We start from the raw sequence: 18,324 nt of genomic DNA on the forward strand, positions 1-18,324 counted from the left end.
CTCTTTTTGGGATGTGGTAATTAATCACAGATTGGTATTCCGAGAACTCTTAGAGCTAATGCTACTTGAAGAGAAATCTCTAATCTAGCAATTTCAATACCAGCAACTGAGAGAACTAAAAAAGGTTGTCCATTTACAAACACAACGCAACTATCCATGGTTACGCCTCCTTTCTAGTAATCTACTATAGTGTATGGATTAATCATTAATATGTAATAGTTAGATTGATTGATTTTATAGAATTGATAGATTAGCCCATTTAACAAAACAAACGAACACAACGAACGAGAAAAGCAAGAATCAAATGATTCCTGCTAGGTGGAGGACTTGGATTAAATTGACGATAGCGCAGATGCAACCGACAATATCAAATTCCCATTCTGAAATCCTAGTTCCGTTTTCTAATTCTGTCTTTTTAAGTTTCATAACAAAGCCTCCTTATATTGGATCCTACATTGCTATATACATTCAGAGGCTAATGAAGTAACAAAAGTGAACAAAAATATAGATAGTTAACAAAGTGAAATTTATGCAGGAAATAACAGTGATTAGGTGCTGAAAATGGCGTTTTTAAGCCGATGTATAAAATTATGAATACCTCTTATTCATAGGGAATCACAAAAACACTGATATCAAGGTATTTCCCGTCCATCTTATTTACATAATGCAAGTTATCGGCAGTCATTCTGTGTATATTATTCATTTCCCTGCATAAATTAGTTTTCGTTATGGATTTTTTAAAATATGATTCTTTTGAGGTGATTTGGTGCTGATCTATACAGTTATGGAACATGAATTTGATGTGGAAGACGTCATTTTAGCAACTTTGAATCGAGAAAAAGCTTTGGAAAAGTTCAAAGAATCAAATGACAATCGTTCTTTGCAGGTTTGGGAAGATGAAAAACGTCTAATTGATGTGCTGTATTTTGAAACAGAAGATGTATATAGACAACGAGGAGATTTGAAGTACTATTCAGAAGAGGAGCAGATTTTGTTAAATGAGATAATTTCACAGTTAAAGTAGCGAATCCGCTGCTTTTTTAGTTTATAAAGAAAAAAGCCCTAAACGGGGCTAGATACTTTTCTTCATGCCGCATTTACGGCACTCTCTTAAATAGATGAAATTTTTAACGGAACTTTTGAATGCGGTATTTCCGCAATTATCACAGCGACCGCTGATTTTATCAGGATGTTCTGTGTATGTGTATATCTTGCTTAGATCGTACTTTTGTTCAGGTTGTTTATTCTCCATTAGTTTCACCTACATATCAATCTGAATTAATACAGCTTTATCATAATAACATGAAGCGTTCATATAATGGATGTTTTTATTTGACAAAGAGAACCTGCAAACCTGCAGATTCTCCTGATAATGATTTATGGAGCAAGACCCGAAAATATAATACAATAATCCGAAAATCAGTTCAAGTAAATAAAAAGAACCCGCTGGAGTTTGGGTCCTTTTCACAAGTGATGATGTATTCTCCGTTTGGGAACTGAGAAAAACACAAAAATATAATAATACGAGTTTTATAGAATTTCAAGACTAAATTAGGGATTACCGCGAGGTGGTGAATATGGCTAGGCAACGTAGCCCAGATCGTGACAAAGCATTTGAAATATATAAAGCAAGTAAAGGTGAGAAGCTACTTATTGATATTGCAGCTGAGTTAAACCTCAAGCCTTCGCAAATTAGAAAGTGGAAATCACAAGATAAATGGGATGAGCAAATGAATGGTAACGTTACTATTGCGAAAAGGAGCGTTACTAATGTTAAAAACCCCAAAACGAAAGAAAAGCTAAAAGAGATTTTAGAAGATGAAGAGCTGACCGAAAAGGAACGGCTCTTTTGCTTGTATTACGTGAAATACTTTAATGGTACGCAAGCTGCACTGAAGGCTGGGTATTCCAAAGACGGCGCTCATGTGCAGGCTAGTCGGTTGTTAAGGCGTGAACGAGTTTCTTCCTATATAAAAGAGCTTAAGGGTGAGTTAGTCGAAAATGTATTTGTAGAAGCGATGGATGTACTGAAAGAGTACATTAAGATTGCTTTTGCTGATATTACTAACTATGTGACCTTTGGGCAGAAGGAAGTGCCTGTTATGGGTCTATATGGTCCTATGAAAGATGAATCCGGGAAAGAAATAACCCGCATCGTGAATTATGTAGACTTACATGAAGCTGACATGGTTGATGGTTCCATAATTACTGAGGTGAAGCTTGGAAAAGATGGTGTATCTGTTAAACTAGCTGACAAGATGAAAGCCCTGGATAAATTGGCGCAGTACTTCGATTTAGTTCCTGATAACTTTAAACGCCAAATTGAAGAGGAACGCCACAAAATGCAGATGAAAGTACAGAAAGCTCAAATCGATAAGATTAAAGCTGACACTGCTCGTATTAAAGGTGAAGACGGCGATGAGTATGAAGACGATGGTTTCAAAGAAGCGTTAGAAGGCAAGGTAGAGGAAGTGTGGGATGACCATGACGACGATTCCGAAGCGTAAAAAGAAACCTGCTCCATTCAAGTTTAAGCCATTCTCCAAGAAGCAGCTGAAGGTATTAACCTGGTGGAAACCTAACAGTCCCGTTAAAAATTATGATGGGATTATTTGCGATGGTTCCATTCGTGCCGGGAAGACAGTATCAATGGCTCTTTCTTACGTTATGTGGGCAATGGAATCATTCGAAGGCGAGAACTTTGGCATGTGTGGTAAAACGATTGGTTCGCACCGTCGTAACGTTATAACGCCACTTAAAAAGATGCTGAAGTCTCGTGGGTATAAGGTTAAGGACCATCGCAGTGAGAATATGCTTACCATTACTAAAGATGGCGTGACAAACTTCTTTTATATCTTCGGTGGTAAAGATGAAGCGTCGCAGGATCTTATCCAAGGTATCACTTTAGCGGGATGCTTCTTTGATGAAGTAGTGCTTATGGTTCGTTCATTCGTTAACCAAGCGACTGGTCGTTGTTCTGTAGAAGGTTCAAAAGTTTGGTTTAACTGTAACCCTGGTGGGCCGTATCATTGGTTTAAAACGGAATGGCTAGATAAGGCGAAAGAAAAGAACTTACTACACATTCGCTTTACGATGGATGATAATTTATCGTTGTCTGAAAAAGTAAAACATCGTTATTACAAGATGTATAGCGGCGTTTTCTTCAAGCGATATATATTAGGACTTTGGGCAGCTGCTTCCGGTCTTATATTCGATATGTTCGATGAGGATAAACACAAAGTTCCTACAATCGAAAGGGAATACGTTGAATATTTTGTTTCCTGTGACTACGGTACGCAGAACGCTATGGTATATGGTTTGTGGGGTAAATGTATCGAAAAAGGTAAAGAAGTATGGTACAAGGTGAAAGAGTACCGTTATAGCGGTAGAGAAACAGAAAAGCAGAAAACAGACCAGGAATACTACGAGGATTTTGAAAAATTCGTAGGAGATTTGCCAATCCGTGGCACTGTAGTTGACCCGTCCGCTGCTTCATTTATAGCTTTATTAGTTAGAAATAAACGAAAAGTATATAAGGCCCGAAATAATGTTAAAGAGGGTATTGGTAATGTTGGTGTTGCGCTAAACACGGGCATTATTTATTTTAACGACTGCTGCAACGAAACATTTAAAGAGTTCGCTTCTTATATATGGGATGAGAAATCAGTAGAACGTGGTGAAGATAAGCCGTTGAAAGAGAATGATCACCATATGGATGAAACAAGATACTTTGTTAATACAGTCATTTACGGATTACGCAAAAAGAAGAAAAAGAAAAGAGGTGAAGCAGCTTAATGACGAAGAAAAGACAAGTTAGCGCGAAGGTAATTAAGGCGGCAGGGACAAATACTCAAGTATTGTCTCGCCAACAAGAGAGCGAGAATGAGAAGTATGCTATTAATGATATTATCGAACCGCCTTATAGAATAGAAGACTTGCAGCAAATCAGAGAAAATAGTACGATTCTTGGTCAATGTATCGATGCATACAAGCGAAATATAGCTGGATTTGGTCATGAAATGAAGTATAAGCAAGAGGACGACAAGGAAACTCCTGAAATGAAGGCAGAGTGGACGTTAGTTGATACAGAAATCATACCTTTATTTAGTTTCGACAAGCCATTCAAAGAGATTCTTGAAACTGCTATCGATGATAAAGAGACGACTGGCAATGGCTATATTGAAGTGATTCGTAATTTAGAGGGAAAACCTGCTGAACTAATAAATATGTTGCCACAGTACATGCGAGTAACACGTAAAGACGACGAACCTCAAGAAGTAACGTATTTAGTTAACGGAAAAGAAATCAAACGAAAGAAAAGATTCCGTCGCTATGTACAACGGGTAGGAGCAGTAGATACTTACTTCAAGGAGTTTGGCGATCCGCGTTTCTTAAATAAAGAGACTGGGAAGTTTTCCGAAAAGTCTTTAGGAGAGAAAAACGCTACTGAAGTAATGCATCTAAAGATTGGTAATGGTCCTTATGGCATTCCGCGATGGGTATCACATGTTGTTCATATGGTCGGTGCTAGGAAAGCGGAAGAGTTAAATCTTCGTTATTTCAAGCAGGGCAGACATATTCCCATGGCTATTCTATTGAAGAACGGGATTTTATCAGAAGAAAGTGAAGCAGCGATAACTGATTATGTCTCGAATGTTGAAGGTGAGGATAATCAACATAAATATCTTTTGTTACAAGTAGAAAGTGCTGAAGAAGGTGTTGTAGGCGATACACCACCTAATGTAGACATTGAATTAAAATCACTAGCAGACATTCTGCAAAATGATGCTCTGTTCCTTGAGTATGATGAGAAGTCACGTCAAAAAGTACAATCGGCATTCCGATTACCTGACGTGTATGTTGGGTATATTCGTGATTTTAACAGAGCGACTGCTGAATCTGTACGTGAGATTACGGAGGAGCAGGTATTTGAACCGGAGCGAAGTGCTTTAGAATTCATTATTAACAATGTCCTGTTGCTTCCATACGGATTAAAACATGTATATGTGAACCTACGTAAGTCAGAAATTAGTAATACGGAAGATATGGTTAAAACCATTGAGGTACTGGCTGATAAGGGCGGCTTAACATTCCAAGATATACGTAACATCGCTAGTAATATGTTGAATAAAGAATTCTCGGATTATGATATCCCAGAAGCAGATCAACCAGTCGCTTTAGTTTTAGAAAGACATCGTAAGGTAAGTGGCTGGGAGAAAGGGTTAAATGAGAAGTTACAAAAATCAGCTGATAATAATTCAAACGAGGACTTAGTCAATGTAATGAAAGACTTACGTGACTTACTGGAGTCGATGCAAGATGCAGAAGATTGATAAGTTACTGGACTCATTAAATGAGTGGATTGAAAAGGCTGATACTGACGATTTCACCGCTTCATTACCTGATGATCTAGAAGTATTGGACATGTTACCTGGTTATGTTGAGGATTTCGAAAAGGAAATTGCTAAACTGCTTCGAAAACAGAAGAAATACTTTATAGATGGAATTAAGAACTATACGAAAAAGGATGCTGTAGAAAAGGGTATCAAGATAAAGGATATTATTAACTTTGTTACTGGTAGCCTATTCGGAGCAGATACATTTGCAAAAAGTTTAAGCAAAGCAGCGAGGAAGTTTCTTAATTACACGATGAAGGACATGACAAAAGCTTTCATGGATGCAATTGACCCGGATATTCAGTTTAATATCTTCTCAAAACGTACTACAAAGTGGATTGATAGTTGGTCAGATGAATTAGGTAAGATTATGAAGATTAATTCTCATAAAGCAGTAGAACGTATTTTAAATGATGGATTGGAGAAAGGGAAAGGCATAAAAGAAATAGCAAGAGAACTTGCGAAACTTCCGGAATTTGATCGGAAGAGAGCGAAGACTACAGCGCAGACAGAAGTACTCGCTGCATGCTCTGCCTCTCAATTCGAATCATATCGCCAATCCCCTGCGGTTACAGGTAAAAAGTGGCGTCATAGCGGTGCGAAGAATAACCAGCCTCGTGATAATCACGTGGCGTATGACGGTACAACGGTGCCGGTAGAGGAAGAGTTTGAATTACCTGGTTCTGGTGAGAAATGTATGTTTCCTCGTGATAGCTCTTTGTCTGCTAAAGAGAGAGTGCGTTGCAAATGCGTTATGTCTCCTGCAGTAGATAACAATATATTAGGCCTATCTAAAGAAGAGAAGCAGAAGATTAGGGAAGAAACTTTGAAGGAGTTGAGTAAGAAATGAAAACTTCTAAAATTAAGCTGATTCATATTTGAAAGGAGGTGAATAAATGAAAAAACGTAAGCTGAAGAACTTGCAAGTTTCTCACGTCTCTTATGTAGAAAATGGAGCAAATCAACGCAAGTTCTTTTTAACGAAATCAGAGGAGCAACCAAACTTCGAGAAGCCTGTGAAGGTTATTAAGTCTGAGGATGAAGCAGAACGTCTTGTATACGGAATTGTATATGAGCCAGATACAATTGATGCTCACGGAGATTTCGCAGATGCTAAGACAATCGAAAAGGCAGCGCATGAGTTTATGCTCAAATACCGCCAAATCGATAAGAATCACGATTTTGTAGCAGGAGTTGGAGAAGTTGTTGAATCATATATTGCACCTGCTGATATGGAGCTTAATGGCGAACCTGTAAAGAAAGGTACGTGGATTCTTACTACGAAAGCAGATGAGGAAACATGGGAATCTGTTAAGAAAGGTGAGTTCCAAGGTTATTCTCTTGCAGGAGTTGCTGAAACAGAAGTAATTGAGGAAGAAGTAACGAAAACTGAAGAGAAACAAATGAAGTCCTTCTTCCAATTGATGAAGGGCTTTTTTAGTGGAGAAAAAGTTGTGAAAGGTGAGGTTAGAGATAAATTTAATCAGAATAAACACCGTCGTGACGTCAATGCCTCTTTCTCTGCATTAGAAGATACTTTCTATCAATCTCTTTGGAATGCTCCTACTGCTGATGCTATCGACTTAGATCGTATTGAAACAGCTGCACTTGAATTTGTTGAAATTATCAATGAGTTGAAGGGAACAGAAGCAGTTGTAAAGGCATGGGAAAACAAACCTGTTATCTCTCTTGCTGAAGAAGTAGAAAAAGCAGGTAAGAAAATTAGTAATACAAATATGGCTGATATAGATGCAGCTATTGAATCATTAACAAATCTAAAAACACGCGTCACACCGTCACCGGAAGGCGCAGGAAGTGAGGAAAGCAATATGGAGTTTAACCAAGAACAATTTGAAAAGACATTAACTTCAGCAGTAGAAAAGGCTGTAGGGCCAATCAAGGAAGAATTAGCTTCTGTTAAGAAACACCTTAATCTTGATGAGGAAAAAACAGAAGAGGATATCAAGGTAGAGAAAGCTGTAGAAGCTGCTACTGCTCCACTACGTGAAGAAATTGAAGCGTTAAAGAAATCTCAGGGTATTAGTAATCAGCAAGATACTGATGTTGTTGAGAAAGCAGAAGTTAAAAAATCTGTATGGAATGGCTTACTGTAAGCCTGAAGGAGGAAAATATATATGACACTTAATAACAAAACAATCATTGAAAAAGCGGATGTTACTCTTGCCACATTAGCTAGTGGTGGTTTAATGAACCCTGAGCAAGCTGATACATTTTTACGTATGGTGCAAAGCGCCCCTACAATTTTAAAAGACTCTCGATTTGTTCAAATGGCTTCAGACACACGTAAAATTGAAAAAATCGGTTTTGGTTCTCGTATTCTACGTCCAGGCGTAGAAGGAACACCATTAAAAGATTCTGATCGTTCTGCTCCAACAACTAGCACAGTTACATTAAATGCAAAAGAAGTAATCGCTGAAGTGCATATTACTTATGACACGTTAGAAAATAATATTGAAGGTAATAACTTGCAAAATACGATTATGCAGATGATTGCAGAGCGCGCGGCGTTAGATATTGAAGAATTAATTATTAATGGTGACAAATCTTCTGCTGATACGTATTTAACATTACTAGATGGTTTACGTAAACAAGCGACTTCACATGTAATTGATCATGCAGCTGGTGCATTCTCTAAAGATGTATTTAAGAAAGCTTATAAAGCTGTTCCTGCGAAATACCTTCGCAATCCTAAAGATTGGAAGTTCTATACTTCACATGGATTAGAAGTTGAATGGAAAGACCAAGTTGCAGCACGACAAACAAACCTTGGTGACTTCTCACTTCAAGGTGGTTTAGCTTCAGCGTATGGTGTTCCTGTAGATGGTATTGCGATGTTACAACCATACACTAATGAAACAAATACTGTATCTGATATTCTATTAACTCATCCTAAAAACATCGTAGTTGGTATGAGCCGAAATATCCGAATTGAAGTTGATAAAGATATCCGCGCTCGTAAGTTCATCATTGTTTTAACTGCTAAAGTGGATGCTAAATTTGAAGAGGAAGATGCAGTAGCGAAAGTTATCAAAGTTAAGGAGTGATGACTTTTGAATTACTACGTTAAATTAATAGTTGGTAAAACATATGACGTCCATGAACGTCTTTTTTTATTAGGCCAAGAAGAAAAAGTTCCAAAGAAAACCTATGACTATCTAAATGGTAATGAACAATTTGAAGTTCGAAAAGAAGGTAGCAAATCTAAAGGAGAGGAGTGATAAGTATGCCACTTATTACTGCTCAAGAATTAATAGATTACACTGTATTGCCTGAAGTAAAGAATCGTCCTGTTCCTCTATTGGAGCAGGACATACTTGAGGCAGAAACAGAGATTTATAATTTATCGAAAATAGATTTTAGTGATAAGACGAAATATCCTGAGGTTCCAGCAGAAGTGAAGTTATCGTGTAAGAAGTTAGCACAGTATTATGCTTCAATAAACAGTGATACAAACGCTATGAAGGGGATTAAGTCTGAAAGTATTGGTGGTGGCGACTATTCCTATACAAAGGATAGTGCAAGTATAACGAAACCTTCCGTTTTGTATCTTCTGCAGAAATTTATGGATCATAAAGGAAAGAATAAAGTCACGTTCAAAATGAGGGCAATTTAATGTCTTTGCAAGGGATGTTTATTCACGAATGTGATATTTACCATTTGCAGAAGAAAGAGCAACCAGGTAAATATGGACAACCAGGAGAGACTGTATATTCTTACAATGAAACTCCTGATATAGCAGGACAAAGTTGTTATTTTGCTGAGAATGTAGCGATTGCTAGACCAACTGCAATTCAATCTGCACCAAATCAATTAAATGAACAGCATACACGAGTATTATTTATGCCTGGTACAGATATAAAACATAACGACAAGGTAATCAAGAAGAATACGAATGTCGTTTACTATATACGCAATCCCTTTCCGGTAGTACATCCACTTACTGGTGAGGTTTCACATATAAAAGCCACTGCGGAGAGGAAGAGTGAACCATGGCTAGCCAAATAACGACTAGAGGATTTCGTGAGTTCAGTGCTAAGTTGAACCGTATGGCAAATGGATTAGATCAGAATGTAGCTTTATGGCTAGAAGCTAGTGGGTTTCAATTTCTAGAAGAGGTACAAAATCAAATCATTTCATTAGCGGTTGTAGATACAAGACGACTGTTAAATTCGTTTGATAAAGGCGGAGACGGAAACGTATGGCGTTCCTCTGATGGTGGATTAACATTAGAGATTGGTAGCAACTTAAGCTATGCAAAATTACAAAATGATGGATGGCAGCAGGTAAGGAGATTCGTCCCAGGAAGATGGGAGGGTCATAATTTCGAGTATGATCCGCATGCGCCTACTGGAATGATGCTAACTGCTAAATTTATAGAAGGTCGCCCCTATTGGGATAATGCAGTAGCGATATATGAGCGTATGTTCCAACGTTCATTTGACCGCCAATTTAAGCAATGGGTACAGAATGGAGCGAGATAATTATGTATGAGCAAATACATGGTTCCATGAAAGCTTTTGTATACGACAGTTTACCTACTAATACATTTGCTTATCATGATCAAGTTCCAGAAGAACTAGTTATTCCATCGGTATATTATCCGATTTTATCTATAAATGATGATAAAACTTCAAAAGATCATTACACCTTACTATACACAATGGTAGTAAGGTTTTTTAATACAACGACAGATAAGGCAATGCAAGCAGCAGAAAAGGTTGCTAATAAAATCAGAAGTAACGGTTACAAAGTACATCTGCGAAATGAAGATGGTAGTGAATCGATTGATACGATTTATTGTCGAAGAGTAACAACCGCTCCAAGTGGAGTTGGTTCCGCACAATTAACGATGATTTTTGAATACCAACAAGCCTATGTAAATTAAGGAGTGTGAAATATATGGCTGAAACACCTGGAACAGTTAAGAACAAAATGTACCGTGGTGATGAGTTTATTATCGCGGCTAAAATCAAGGATCAAACTAATCAGACAATATTAGTTAGACCATTTGACCAAACTGAAGACTCTCATAATATTGAAGCTGATGAAATTGAAGCAGAGTCAAAAGATAGATCATATTCCGATTATGGAAAAAGAAAAGAAACTCGTTCGTTCTCTTGTACGTTAGCGGAAGGCGACCCGTATTATCCTGCTGTTAAGGCTGCCATTAGAAATGGTGAATATATGGAGATTTATGAAATTAATATGAGAACGAAAGAAGCAGAAGCTGGTAACTATATGATTACTTCTTTTGAACGTTCTTCATCTAACGGTGAATTTGTTTCTTATTCAGTGGAAGTAAAGTTATCCGGATCTGTAAGAACAGAAACACTCACAGAAATTCCTAAAGGTGCAGGTCAGTAAAGGGCGGTTTTTACCGTCCTTTTTAAATTTGAAAATAACATCCAATTAAAAGGAGATTGATATAAATGCGTTTTGAAATCGATAAAAAGGAATACGAATTAAAGCTTACTTTTGGAAACATCTATGAATTAAATAAAAAATATGAGGGTGGTTCAAACGAAGTTGTAATGGCTTGTATGCAAGGAGATCTAGAGTTGTTTGTCGATGCTATCTACTTTGGATTAATGCATACAAAAGAAGGATTTACTCGCGATAAAGTCATGGAGAACATCGAAAAACAATTTGAAGAGGGAAAAATCTCTCAAGAATTCATTGAAGAACTTTTAAATGAGGTGGTAGCAGAAAGTACTTTCTACCAAAAGACAACAAAAAAGTTGAGAAAACAAATGAAGAAGCAGTATCTAGCCAAGAATCCAGAAGCAGCGGAGAACCCAGAGATGATGGAAATGGTAGAGGAAATGTTCGGGAAGGTCGAAGAATAAGAGAATTTACTCGCGAGGACTTAGATAAAGTTCAACAAGATGGGTTTAGATATTTGAAATTATTACCTAGCGAGGTTATGGAGCTTACCCCTCGTGAATTCGAAAATATGATGATAGGTCGGAATGAGCAACACCTTGATGAGTTGCAAACAAATAGCGTGTTTGCACTTATGATGCGTGTAGCCTATCATCATGACCCTAAAAAGAAATTAAAACCATCTGATCTATTCGACCGAAATAAGTTGAATGGAGAAAACAATCAAGATTTAACGATAGAAGAAAAAATGCAAAAAGCGCAAGAACATATGCAATTCTTACAAACTCTCAACTTCAATTAGAAAGGAGGGAGAGATTTGGCCACACAAGAAGAATTAGTTGTTCAGTTTAGGGCTGAAACTGATCAAATGCGTCGCGAGATTCAACAGATGCGTCGTGAAATGAACGATTTCGTTACATCAACCAGTAGAAGCTCTAGAGAATATAGACGTAGCATTGAAAATATGGGGAATGCTAACAGTGAATATAGTCGTCGATTAAGGCAAATGAAATATGAACAAAGAGAAGCTATGAAGCCTCATATTGAAGAGTTAAAACGAACTAAACTCGCTTATTTAGATGCTGCTATGAGCATGGCAACATACTCTGGTAGCGCCCAGGATTTAATTGCTCAAGTTAATAGGATTGGTAAGGCAGAAAAAGCCGCAAATGATGAAATTATGAAACTAGACAGAATGAAACAAGCTAGTATTTTACAAACCATTGGTATGTTAAACAATATGTCTACAACATCAAGTAAACTACAAGGTAACTTACAACGTATGGGTAATCCATTATATAACGTTTCAAGAGGAGCTTTAGCAGCAACAAATGCAATGGAACGATTAGCGAATAGAAGTAGCGCTGCTCAGTTAGCTTTAGAATTTCTTGGACCTACCGCGAATATGAAGCAGTTAAATGATCAAATTCGTATTATTAACCAATCTGTTATGGGAATGGGACAAGCATTTTTAGTCGTTGGTGCTGGAGCAGTTATGTTTTATGGAAAATTGCATAAAGCTAATATGGAAATGAACCCTAAATACGCAAAAGCATATAAAGACATGATGGAGTCACTTACTGAAGCGTTACAGCCAATGAGGGATGCTTTTTCTGCTTTAATGATACCTATTTATAATTTTGTTAACACAATGGCAAAAATGGTCATCGCATTTAATGAAGCACATCCTACTTTAGCAAAATTCATCCAGGGGACAATGATGTTAGTTCCAGCCTTAACACTCCTATTGCTGCCATTAGGTGCAGGAATGGGATTATTAAAAGGGTATAGAGCGGCGTTTGCTGCTTTATGGATGATTATTAAACCGGCAGTAATGGTGTTAGCCATGGCGAGTCCTGTAGCATGGGCACTAGCAGCTGCGATAACCGGTTTAGCTTTAGGGTTTACTTATGCGTATAAAAATATAGAACCATTTAGGAACGCAGTTAATAACGTGATAACCGTTTTCAAAGCGTTTTGGCAAGTTTTACAAGGAAATAGTGATGGTGCAGCTAGTATGCTCACTTCACTAGGAATGTCACCAGAGAATACTAGAGCGATCATATCATTTGGTGAAACAGTTCGAGGGGTAATTGAAACAATTAAACAAGTTTTTTCAAGCTTTGCAGTATTCATGCAAGGCATTTTTGCATTGTTCGCAGGTGATGAAGAAAACGGAACAGCATTACTAAAATCGTTAGGAATGAATCAGGCAACAATTACAACGGTTGTTAATACTGTATCGTCTATCAAGCAAGCAATAAGCGAATTTTTAAGCGAAATCTGGTCCTTCATGACTGCGATCGGAACCCAAATAGCCCAGTTTTGGTTAGAAAACGGAAGTCAGATAAAACAAGCATTTTCCGATTGTTGGTCTGTAGCGAGTGAAATAATAAAATCGGTAATGCCGATTATAGTCGCGGTTTTCCAATTTGCGTGGCCGATTATTAAAGAGATTGTGATTGGAACGCTAGAAGCAATACGTGATTTTATACAAGGAATTCTAAAAGTTATACTCGGAATCGTGAAAGTTTTTTCTTCTCTTTTTACTGGCGATTGGGCTGGAGTGTGGGAAGGGGTTAAGGAAATTTGGTTCGGAGCACTAGAAGCGATTTGGGGTTACTTGCAATTATGGGGTGTTGGGAGAGTCCTAAAGTGGCTTGGTAAATTTGGAAATGACATAGGTCGGTTATTCGGTAAGTTTTGGGGAGATATAAAGAAAATTTGGAATGATGCCCTTGCAGATTTATATGTATTCTTCGGTTCAAAATTAGAAACTATAACCCGTCTAGCACAAAGTTGGGGCGGTATGTTCAAAAATTTCTTTGTTGGAATTTGGGACGCTATTATAGGCGGAATACAAAACAAAATGAACAATGTAGTTTCAGCTATTGGATGGGTGCTAGGGCAAGCGGTAAATACAGTCCAGCGTTTTGTAGGCTACTTTTTCACGATTGGTCAGCAAATAATCTCCGGAATGATTAATGGTATTTACAGTTATGCCAATAAACTCATAGATCAGGTGTTTAATATTGGTCGTTCCATAAAAGATACTATTACTGGATTTTTCCGTATCCACTCTCCTTCACGTGTGATGAGAGATATAGGTGTATACGTAGGACAAGGTTTAGATCAAGGGATGGACAGCATGATAAACCCGCTAGTACGTACTGCGTTAGATATGGCATCTGCTGTTAAAGATGGATTTTCTAGTTTGACCGATTCAATTCAAATGGGTGATATTCTTCCTGGTAGTGTAGTAGCTCCTGTGATTCCTTCTATTTCAGGAAGTTATAAAGCTCCATCGTATGTATCTGGTGTTAATTCCTCATCAGATTTCGGGCAACAAGCAATGATTAACTCCCAATCAGCTAATGTCGCAAGTCAAAATGATAATAGATTAGTGGCAGCTGCAGTTAAAAATCTAGGTGACAAATTAGATAATCTACAAGTTGTTATGGAAGGTGAAACAGTAGGACGTATTGTACGACCTCATGTAAATGAAGGAAATGCAGTCGAAAACACAGTAAGGAGGTACTTTTAATGGACGTACAAATCACAAGAATGAATGGACAAACTATGAAACTATCTGACATAAACGTTCAGGTGCAGGACTTCCGTGTGGGCTCGATTGAAATGCGTCCTACCTATATAGATGTAGAAGGAGCAAACGGAAGAATTAACACAGGATCTACTTATGGGGTACGGACTATAACCGTACCCTTTTGTTTTAAAGCACAGGATTTATTAGATGTAGCGATAACACGAGATAAACTATTTGAAATAATATTAAGTACAGAACCTTTCTATATTCGTGAATTACGACGATTAGAGTATCAAAATGGAGATAATCTGATTGTTAGTGGCAAACGATATAAAGTAAATATCTCCTCTACATTCGATATAGATCAGCAACTCAAATATGGATTTGGTGAATTGGAATTTGAAACAGCAGACTTACCATTTGCTGAATCAATTGGAAAATCATCTGATATCCAACGTGATGGTATAGATGTGTCGAGTGGACTTTGGGGGGCAGGAATGGGCATTATAGTTGATCCTGTTTCGCACAAGTATAAGCATAATATCGTACCAGGTCAGAAATTTAAAATTTACAATCCTGGTAATATACCAGTTCATCCTTTTGAACAAGAATTAAAGATAGTTATTAGTGATGTTGTAGGTGGTTCTACAGGTTTTATGGTGAAAAATCTAACGAATTTTAGTACTGTTACAATTAATTATGCCCTTTCTAGTTCCGATATAGTAATTTATAACGGCCCGAATATTGGAAGAAACGGATTAGAATTTTTAAGAAATACCAAAAAAGATTTCATTGAGTTAGTTCCGGGTTGGAATACTTTTGAAGTGTTTAATTGCGCCTCAGCAACGATAGAATTTGATTTTAGATTTTACTACAAGTGAGGTGACTTATTATGTATGTACGTGATTTGGAGAATAAGGAGTATATTACACAGGTAACTTACCTCATCGAAGAAGAATTAAATGGGAATTGTGTATTTTCTGCAAAGATATCTCCCAATAAAGTGAATTTACTATTTCTTAATAAACTCTCAGAAATGTGGACTCTAGTCGATGATAATGAAACAGAATATAAAGTTGTTTATCTGAAAAAACAGGGTGAAGGGAAAACATTAACCGCTGAGATTAAAGCAGTACCGAAATTTTATGATGACTTCGACAATGGTCGCGTATATGAAGAATATAATCAATCCTTTACTGCGAATGCTTGCTTTGCAACTATTTTTAGTGGCAGCGGCTATGTTTATCAATTGAATGGAAGTTACAACTCATTACAATGGGAAGGATTTGGTGGTGGGTCTACCCGACTTGAAATGTTTAAAGATGCATTGAATCGTTATGGAGCAGAGTTCAGGATTCTGGGGAAGGTTGTAACGATTGAACCTCAAATTGGATCTGACTTAAACGTTATGTACCGTCATAGATTGAATGCTTCCAATATAGTTCAAGAAGTTGATGCGTCAGGATTTTGGACATACGCTAAAGGTTATGGCGATTTCACTGAAGAGGATGGATGGCAAGGTGCTAAATTGATTCGTGAGTATACATCACCGCTTGCAAGTATTCCTGGAATCGGAGTGCGTCACGCGCCACCTTTAAAAGACGGTCGTATAAAATTAAATGCAACAATGGAAAACAGTTTAAAAAAGATTGTGAATGAAAGTTTAAAAATGAGCGTAACTGCCGATATACATGATTTAACGAAACAGAAATACCCGATTGCTCAGAGTGGACTTGGTGATCGGGTATTTCTAATTGATGAAAGAATTGGACTGGATGCAGAAGTACGTGTTGTGAATCGAAGCGTATTACGTGATTGGCGCGGGAATATACTGGATGTTCAATTGACCTTTGGGAATCAAGACATTACCAAAAGGTATCAGTCTAATTTAGATCATGCTGCTAAAACAATTAATGATTTGATAGAGGGAAGAGAAAAACTTCCTATCAATGCGATGGCACAAGAAGTTGCAAATGTTACAAGTATGATTTTAGGAGTAACTAGTGAATTAGATATCACGCCACAAGGATTAATCGCGAAGGATAAGAACAATCCGAATTATGTTGTAGTCTTGAACAGTGCCGGATTAGGCGTAAGCACTGATGGAGGCACAACGTTTAGGAATGCAATTACAGGCAGAGGTATTGTTGCAGAGCGGATTTTAGCAGGAGAAATTAAGGGTTCTACACTGCGCACTGATAGTGGATCTAACTACGTTCATATCGAAAAACAATTTATCCGCCTAATGGAATCGAATTTAAATCGAATGTTCCTTGGTTACTACTGGAATAAAGACGGTAGAATACAACCTACAATTTTGCTTCATGAGAATGTTGATACTAGTAGATTTTCTGATGGGACATTAGTAATCGCACAACTAAACATTGGAAGTTATTATACCGGAAGTATAGGGGTGGTAAAAGGGGAAACAGCTCTCGGCGAACCGTATTATCCAAGTAAACTTAACCTTAATTCAGATGGGAATACCCTTCTATTCGGAGATAACAAGACAACAATCGAAGGGCAAAATGGAATTGATTTTCGTTCGTTTAAACAGATAACATTCAATACTGGTGGGGCAGTGTCGTTCAATACTCAAATAAGTACACAAGGAGTAAATATTGCTGGTGGAGGTCCGGACTCTTTAGGAACTATCAAATACATGAACGGAAGTAAAGGATGGGGTGCTTATCTTCACATAGGTTCACAAGGATGGGCATTTATGAACATTTCAATATAGGAGGTATTTATGGCATATCAATATTTAGGTGTTACAGTAACGATTTCTGAAGACGGTACAGTAAAAGTACCGTTAGATAAATTAGCCGATATCGGCGTGAAACCTGGTGATGTTATTGAGATTTTCTCAGATCATGACCAGGTTTATTTGCGTAAAACAGATACATTTTGTGACGTGTGCAAAAAGAATGCTCATTTGCATAAGTTAGGCACGTTAAATGTATGCTCAGATTGTTTAGCTAACTTGCAGCAACAAGCAGTACAAGTATCACAACAATAAACGATTTAACCAAAAGCGTGCACAAGCAGGCTTTTTTATTTTGAACAAAAGGAGTGATCCATTTGGCTGGACTACAAAAAGTAAGAGAGCTAACAGTAGACACAATGATTCCTAGAAACTTTTCGCAAAATGAAGTGGATTTAAAAACTTATTATTTCTATCAAGGAGATATAAACAGTGCGAAGTTTTTATTAAACATTACACATGAGGGCGCAGAACAAGATCTTTCAACGGCAACTAAAGTGCAAATTGCTTTTTTAAAACCAGATGGAAAACGTGTATTCCAAGATTGTAGTAATGTTAATCCAACTAAAGGTAAGTATTATGTTGTTCTTAATACACAGTCAATTACTACTGTTGGTAATGTTGTTGCACAGATAAGGATTACTTTCCCTGATACAGTAGTTGAAACTACAAAATTTGTATTTTCAGTAGCAGAATCCATTATGTCAGACGAGGCAGTTGAATCTTCGGACGAGTTTCCAGCGATTCAAAAAGCAATTGAAGCTGGAGAAAAACTTGAAGGAAAAGATATCGATGGAATCATTGCAGCAGGAGCGAAAGCTGACGCAGCATTAGTAGAAGTAAACAAAAATAAAGACCAAATTGGGATTTTGTCCAATAATGTTACTGAACAATCAAAGAAAACAGATGAAAGACCCGGTGTTATTCCGCCTCCAGCTAAATTCCCTTGGAAAAACCCACCGATAATGATAAAGAAAGATATATTCGGTAGGTATAATGTGGTTTTTGATATTGAAAAATTCGTACCTGCTGTTGGTAAAGCTTACTATGTTGATGTTAACGTAGGAATTGATACAAATGATGGGTTAACACAAACAACAGCTTTTAAATCTTTTTCAAAAGCACTACAACAAGCAGACGCTAAGATTATCTATGTTGCTCCAGGTGTTTATGATCGTAATAGAGGGTGGATAAAAACCAATCCGGCTTCGAACACA

Annotated in this window: 23 protein-coding genes; 20 read left to right on the forward strand and 3 right to left on the reverse strand. The window is 37.4% G+C overall.

What is annotated here, in order from left to right:
- Window positions 1-20: 20 nt before the first annotated feature.
- Window positions 21-158 (reverse strand): DUF3956 domain-containing protein, encoded by a 138-nt coding sequence (locus ACTFR9_RS26815; protein WP_000376554.1) that lies wholly within the window; start codon window positions 156-158, stop codon window positions 21-23.
- A 142-nt stretch (window positions 159-300) separates the two neighbouring features.
- Window positions 301-426 carry a hypothetical protein gene (locus ACTFR9_RS26820; RefSeq protein ID WP_440049067.1) on the reverse strand — a complete coding sequence of 42 codons (126 nt, stop codon included), beginning with the start codon at window positions 424-426 and terminating at the stop codon, window positions 301-303.
- A gap of 340 nt (window positions 427-766) precedes the next feature.
- Here ACTFR9_RS26820 and ACTFR9_RS26825 point away from each other — a divergent pair, with 340 nt between their 5' ends.
- Window positions 767-1,024 carry a hypothetical protein gene (locus tag ACTFR9_RS26825; protein WP_440049068.1) on the forward strand — a complete coding sequence of 86 codons (258 nt, stop codon included), beginning with the start codon at window positions 767-769 and terminating at the stop codon, window positions 1,022-1,024.
- Between the two features lie 48 nt (window positions 1,025-1,072).
- Here ACTFR9_RS26825 and ACTFR9_RS26830 read toward each other — a convergent pair whose 3' ends face one another.
- Window positions 1,073-1,252 carry a hypothetical protein gene (locus ACTFR9_RS26830; protein ID WP_071742293.1) on the reverse strand — a complete coding sequence of 60 codons (180 nt, stop codon included), beginning with the start codon at window positions 1,250-1,252 and terminating at the stop codon, window positions 1,073-1,075.
- Between the two features lie 325 nt (window positions 1,253-1,577).
- Between ACTFR9_RS26830 and ACTFR9_RS26835 the strand changes: the two genes are divergently transcribed.
- From ACTFR9_RS26835 to ACTFR9_RS26925, 19 genes are all read left to right on the forward strand, one after another.
- Window positions 1,578-2,507, forward strand: a complete 930-nt coding sequence (locus ACTFR9_RS26835) for a terminase small subunit (protein ID WP_440049069.1) — start codon at window positions 1,578-1,580, stop codon at window positions 2,505-2,507.
- Window positions 2,479-3,795: a PBSX family phage terminase large subunit gene (locus ACTFR9_RS26840; protein ID WP_429682645.1), complete on the forward strand. Its 1,317-nt coding sequence runs from the start codon at window positions 2,479-2,481 to the stop codon at window positions 3,793-3,795. Before ACTFR9_RS26835 ends, ACTFR9_RS26840 begins: the two co-directional genes overlap by 29 nt.
- Window positions 3,795-5,333, forward strand: a complete 1,539-nt coding sequence (locus ACTFR9_RS26845; protein ID WP_440049070.1) for a phage portal protein — start codon at window positions 3,795-3,797, stop codon at window positions 5,331-5,333. Before ACTFR9_RS26840 ends, ACTFR9_RS26845 begins: the two co-directional genes overlap by 1 nt.
- The gene (locus tag ACTFR9_RS26850; protein WP_229143673.1) at window positions 5,320-6,246 is read left to right on the forward strand and encodes a phage minor head protein; all 927 of its coding nucleotides are present in this window, start codon (window positions 5,320-5,322) and stop codon (window positions 6,244-6,246) included. The genes ACTFR9_RS26845 and ACTFR9_RS26850 overlap by 14 nt, the downstream gene beginning before the upstream one ends.
- A 46-nt stretch (window positions 6,247-6,292) precedes the next feature.
- Window positions 6,293-7,510, forward strand: a complete 1,218-nt coding sequence (locus ACTFR9_RS26855; RefSeq protein WP_229143666.1) for an XkdF-like putative serine protease domain-containing protein — start codon at window positions 6,293-6,295, stop codon at window positions 7,508-7,510.
- A gap of 21 nt (window positions 7,511-7,531) precedes the next feature.
- The gene (locus ACTFR9_RS26860; protein WP_229143665.1) at window positions 7,532-8,461 is read left to right on the forward strand and encodes a phage major capsid protein; all 930 of its coding nucleotides are present in this window, start codon (window positions 7,532-7,534) and stop codon (window positions 8,459-8,461) included.
- A gap of 6 nt (window positions 8,462-8,467) precedes the next feature.
- Window positions 8,468-8,635, forward strand: a complete 168-nt coding sequence (locus ACTFR9_RS26865) for a YqbF domain-containing protein (protein ID WP_080493267.1) — start codon at window positions 8,468-8,470, stop codon at window positions 8,633-8,635.
- 5 nt (window positions 8,636-8,640) lie between these two features.
- Window positions 8,641-9,030, forward strand: coding sequence for a protein YqbG (yqbG, locus tag ACTFR9_RS26870; RefSeq protein WP_229143664.1), 390 nt, complete (start codon window positions 8,641-8,643; stop codon window positions 9,028-9,030).
- Window positions 9,030-9,422 (forward strand): DUF3599 family protein, encoded by a 393-nt coding sequence (locus ACTFR9_RS26875; protein ID WP_229143663.1) that lies wholly within the window; start codon window positions 9,030-9,032, stop codon window positions 9,420-9,422. Before yqbG ends, ACTFR9_RS26875 begins: the two co-directional genes overlap by 1 nt.
- On the forward strand, window positions 9,407-9,898 hold the full coding sequence (locus tag ACTFR9_RS26880; RefSeq protein ID WP_000168162.1) for an HK97 gp10 family phage protein: 492 nt from the start codon (window positions 9,407-9,409) through the stop codon (window positions 9,896-9,898). Before ACTFR9_RS26875 ends, ACTFR9_RS26880 begins: the two co-directional genes overlap by 16 nt.
- Window positions 9,899-9,900: 2 nt before the next feature.
- Window positions 9,901-10,302 carry a phage tail terminator family protein gene (locus ACTFR9_RS26885; RefSeq protein WP_440049071.1) on the forward strand — a complete coding sequence of 134 codons (402 nt, stop codon included), beginning with the start codon at window positions 9,901-9,903 and terminating at the stop codon, window positions 10,300-10,302.
- Between the two features lie 14 nt (window positions 10,303-10,316).
- Complete coding sequence (locus ACTFR9_RS26890; RefSeq protein WP_000852367.1) at window positions 10,317-10,781, forward strand: phage major tail protein, TP901-1 family; 465 nt, start codon at window positions 10,317-10,319, stop codon at window positions 10,779-10,781.
- Window positions 10,782-10,846: 65 nt separating this feature from the next.
- The gene (locus tag ACTFR9_RS26895; protein ID WP_001210040.1) at window positions 10,847-11,263 is read left to right on the forward strand and encodes a tail assembly chaperone; all 417 of its coding nucleotides are present in this window, start codon (window positions 10,847-10,849) and stop codon (window positions 11,261-11,263) included.
- Between the two features lie 77 nt (window positions 11,264-11,340).
- A complete protein-coding gene (locus ACTFR9_RS26900; protein WP_000424144.1) occupies window positions 11,341-11,601 on the forward strand; it encodes a hypothetical protein in 261 nt (86 codons plus the stop codon).
- A 15-nt stretch (window positions 11,602-11,616) separates the two neighbouring features.
- The gene (locus ACTFR9_RS26905) at window positions 11,617-14,343 is read left to right on the forward strand and encodes a phage tail protein (protein ID WP_440049072.1); all 2,727 of its coding nucleotides are present in this window, start codon (window positions 11,617-11,619) and stop codon (window positions 14,341-14,343) included.
- Window positions 14,343-15,224 (forward strand): phage tail domain-containing protein, encoded by an 882-nt coding sequence (locus ACTFR9_RS26910; RefSeq protein ID WP_440049073.1) that lies wholly within the window; start codon window positions 14,343-14,345, stop codon window positions 15,222-15,224. The genes ACTFR9_RS26905 and ACTFR9_RS26910 overlap by 1 nt, the downstream gene beginning before the upstream one ends.
- An 11-nt stretch (window positions 15,225-15,235) precedes the next feature.
- Window positions 15,236-17,083 carry a phage tail protein gene (locus ACTFR9_RS26915; protein WP_440049074.1) on the forward strand — a complete coding sequence of 616 codons (1,848 nt, stop codon included), beginning with the start codon at window positions 15,236-15,238 and terminating at the stop codon, window positions 17,081-17,083.
- A 9-nt stretch (window positions 17,084-17,092) separates the two neighbouring features.
- Window positions 17,093-17,362 (forward strand): transcriptional regulator, encoded by a 270-nt coding sequence (locus ACTFR9_RS26920; protein WP_438906785.1) that lies wholly within the window; start codon window positions 17,093-17,095, stop codon window positions 17,360-17,362.
- Between the two features lie 53 nt (window positions 17,363-17,415).
- On the forward strand, window positions 17,416-18,324 hold a 909-nt coding region (locus tag ACTFR9_RS26925), incomplete at its 3' end, for a BppU family phage baseplate upper protein (RefSeq protein ID WP_440049075.1).

This window comes from Bacillus cereus group sp. MYBK222-1 (assembly GCF_051916425.1).
Taxonomy (GTDB): Bacteria; Bacillota; Bacilli; order Bacillales; family Bacillaceae_G; genus Bacillus_A; species Bacillus_A paranthracis.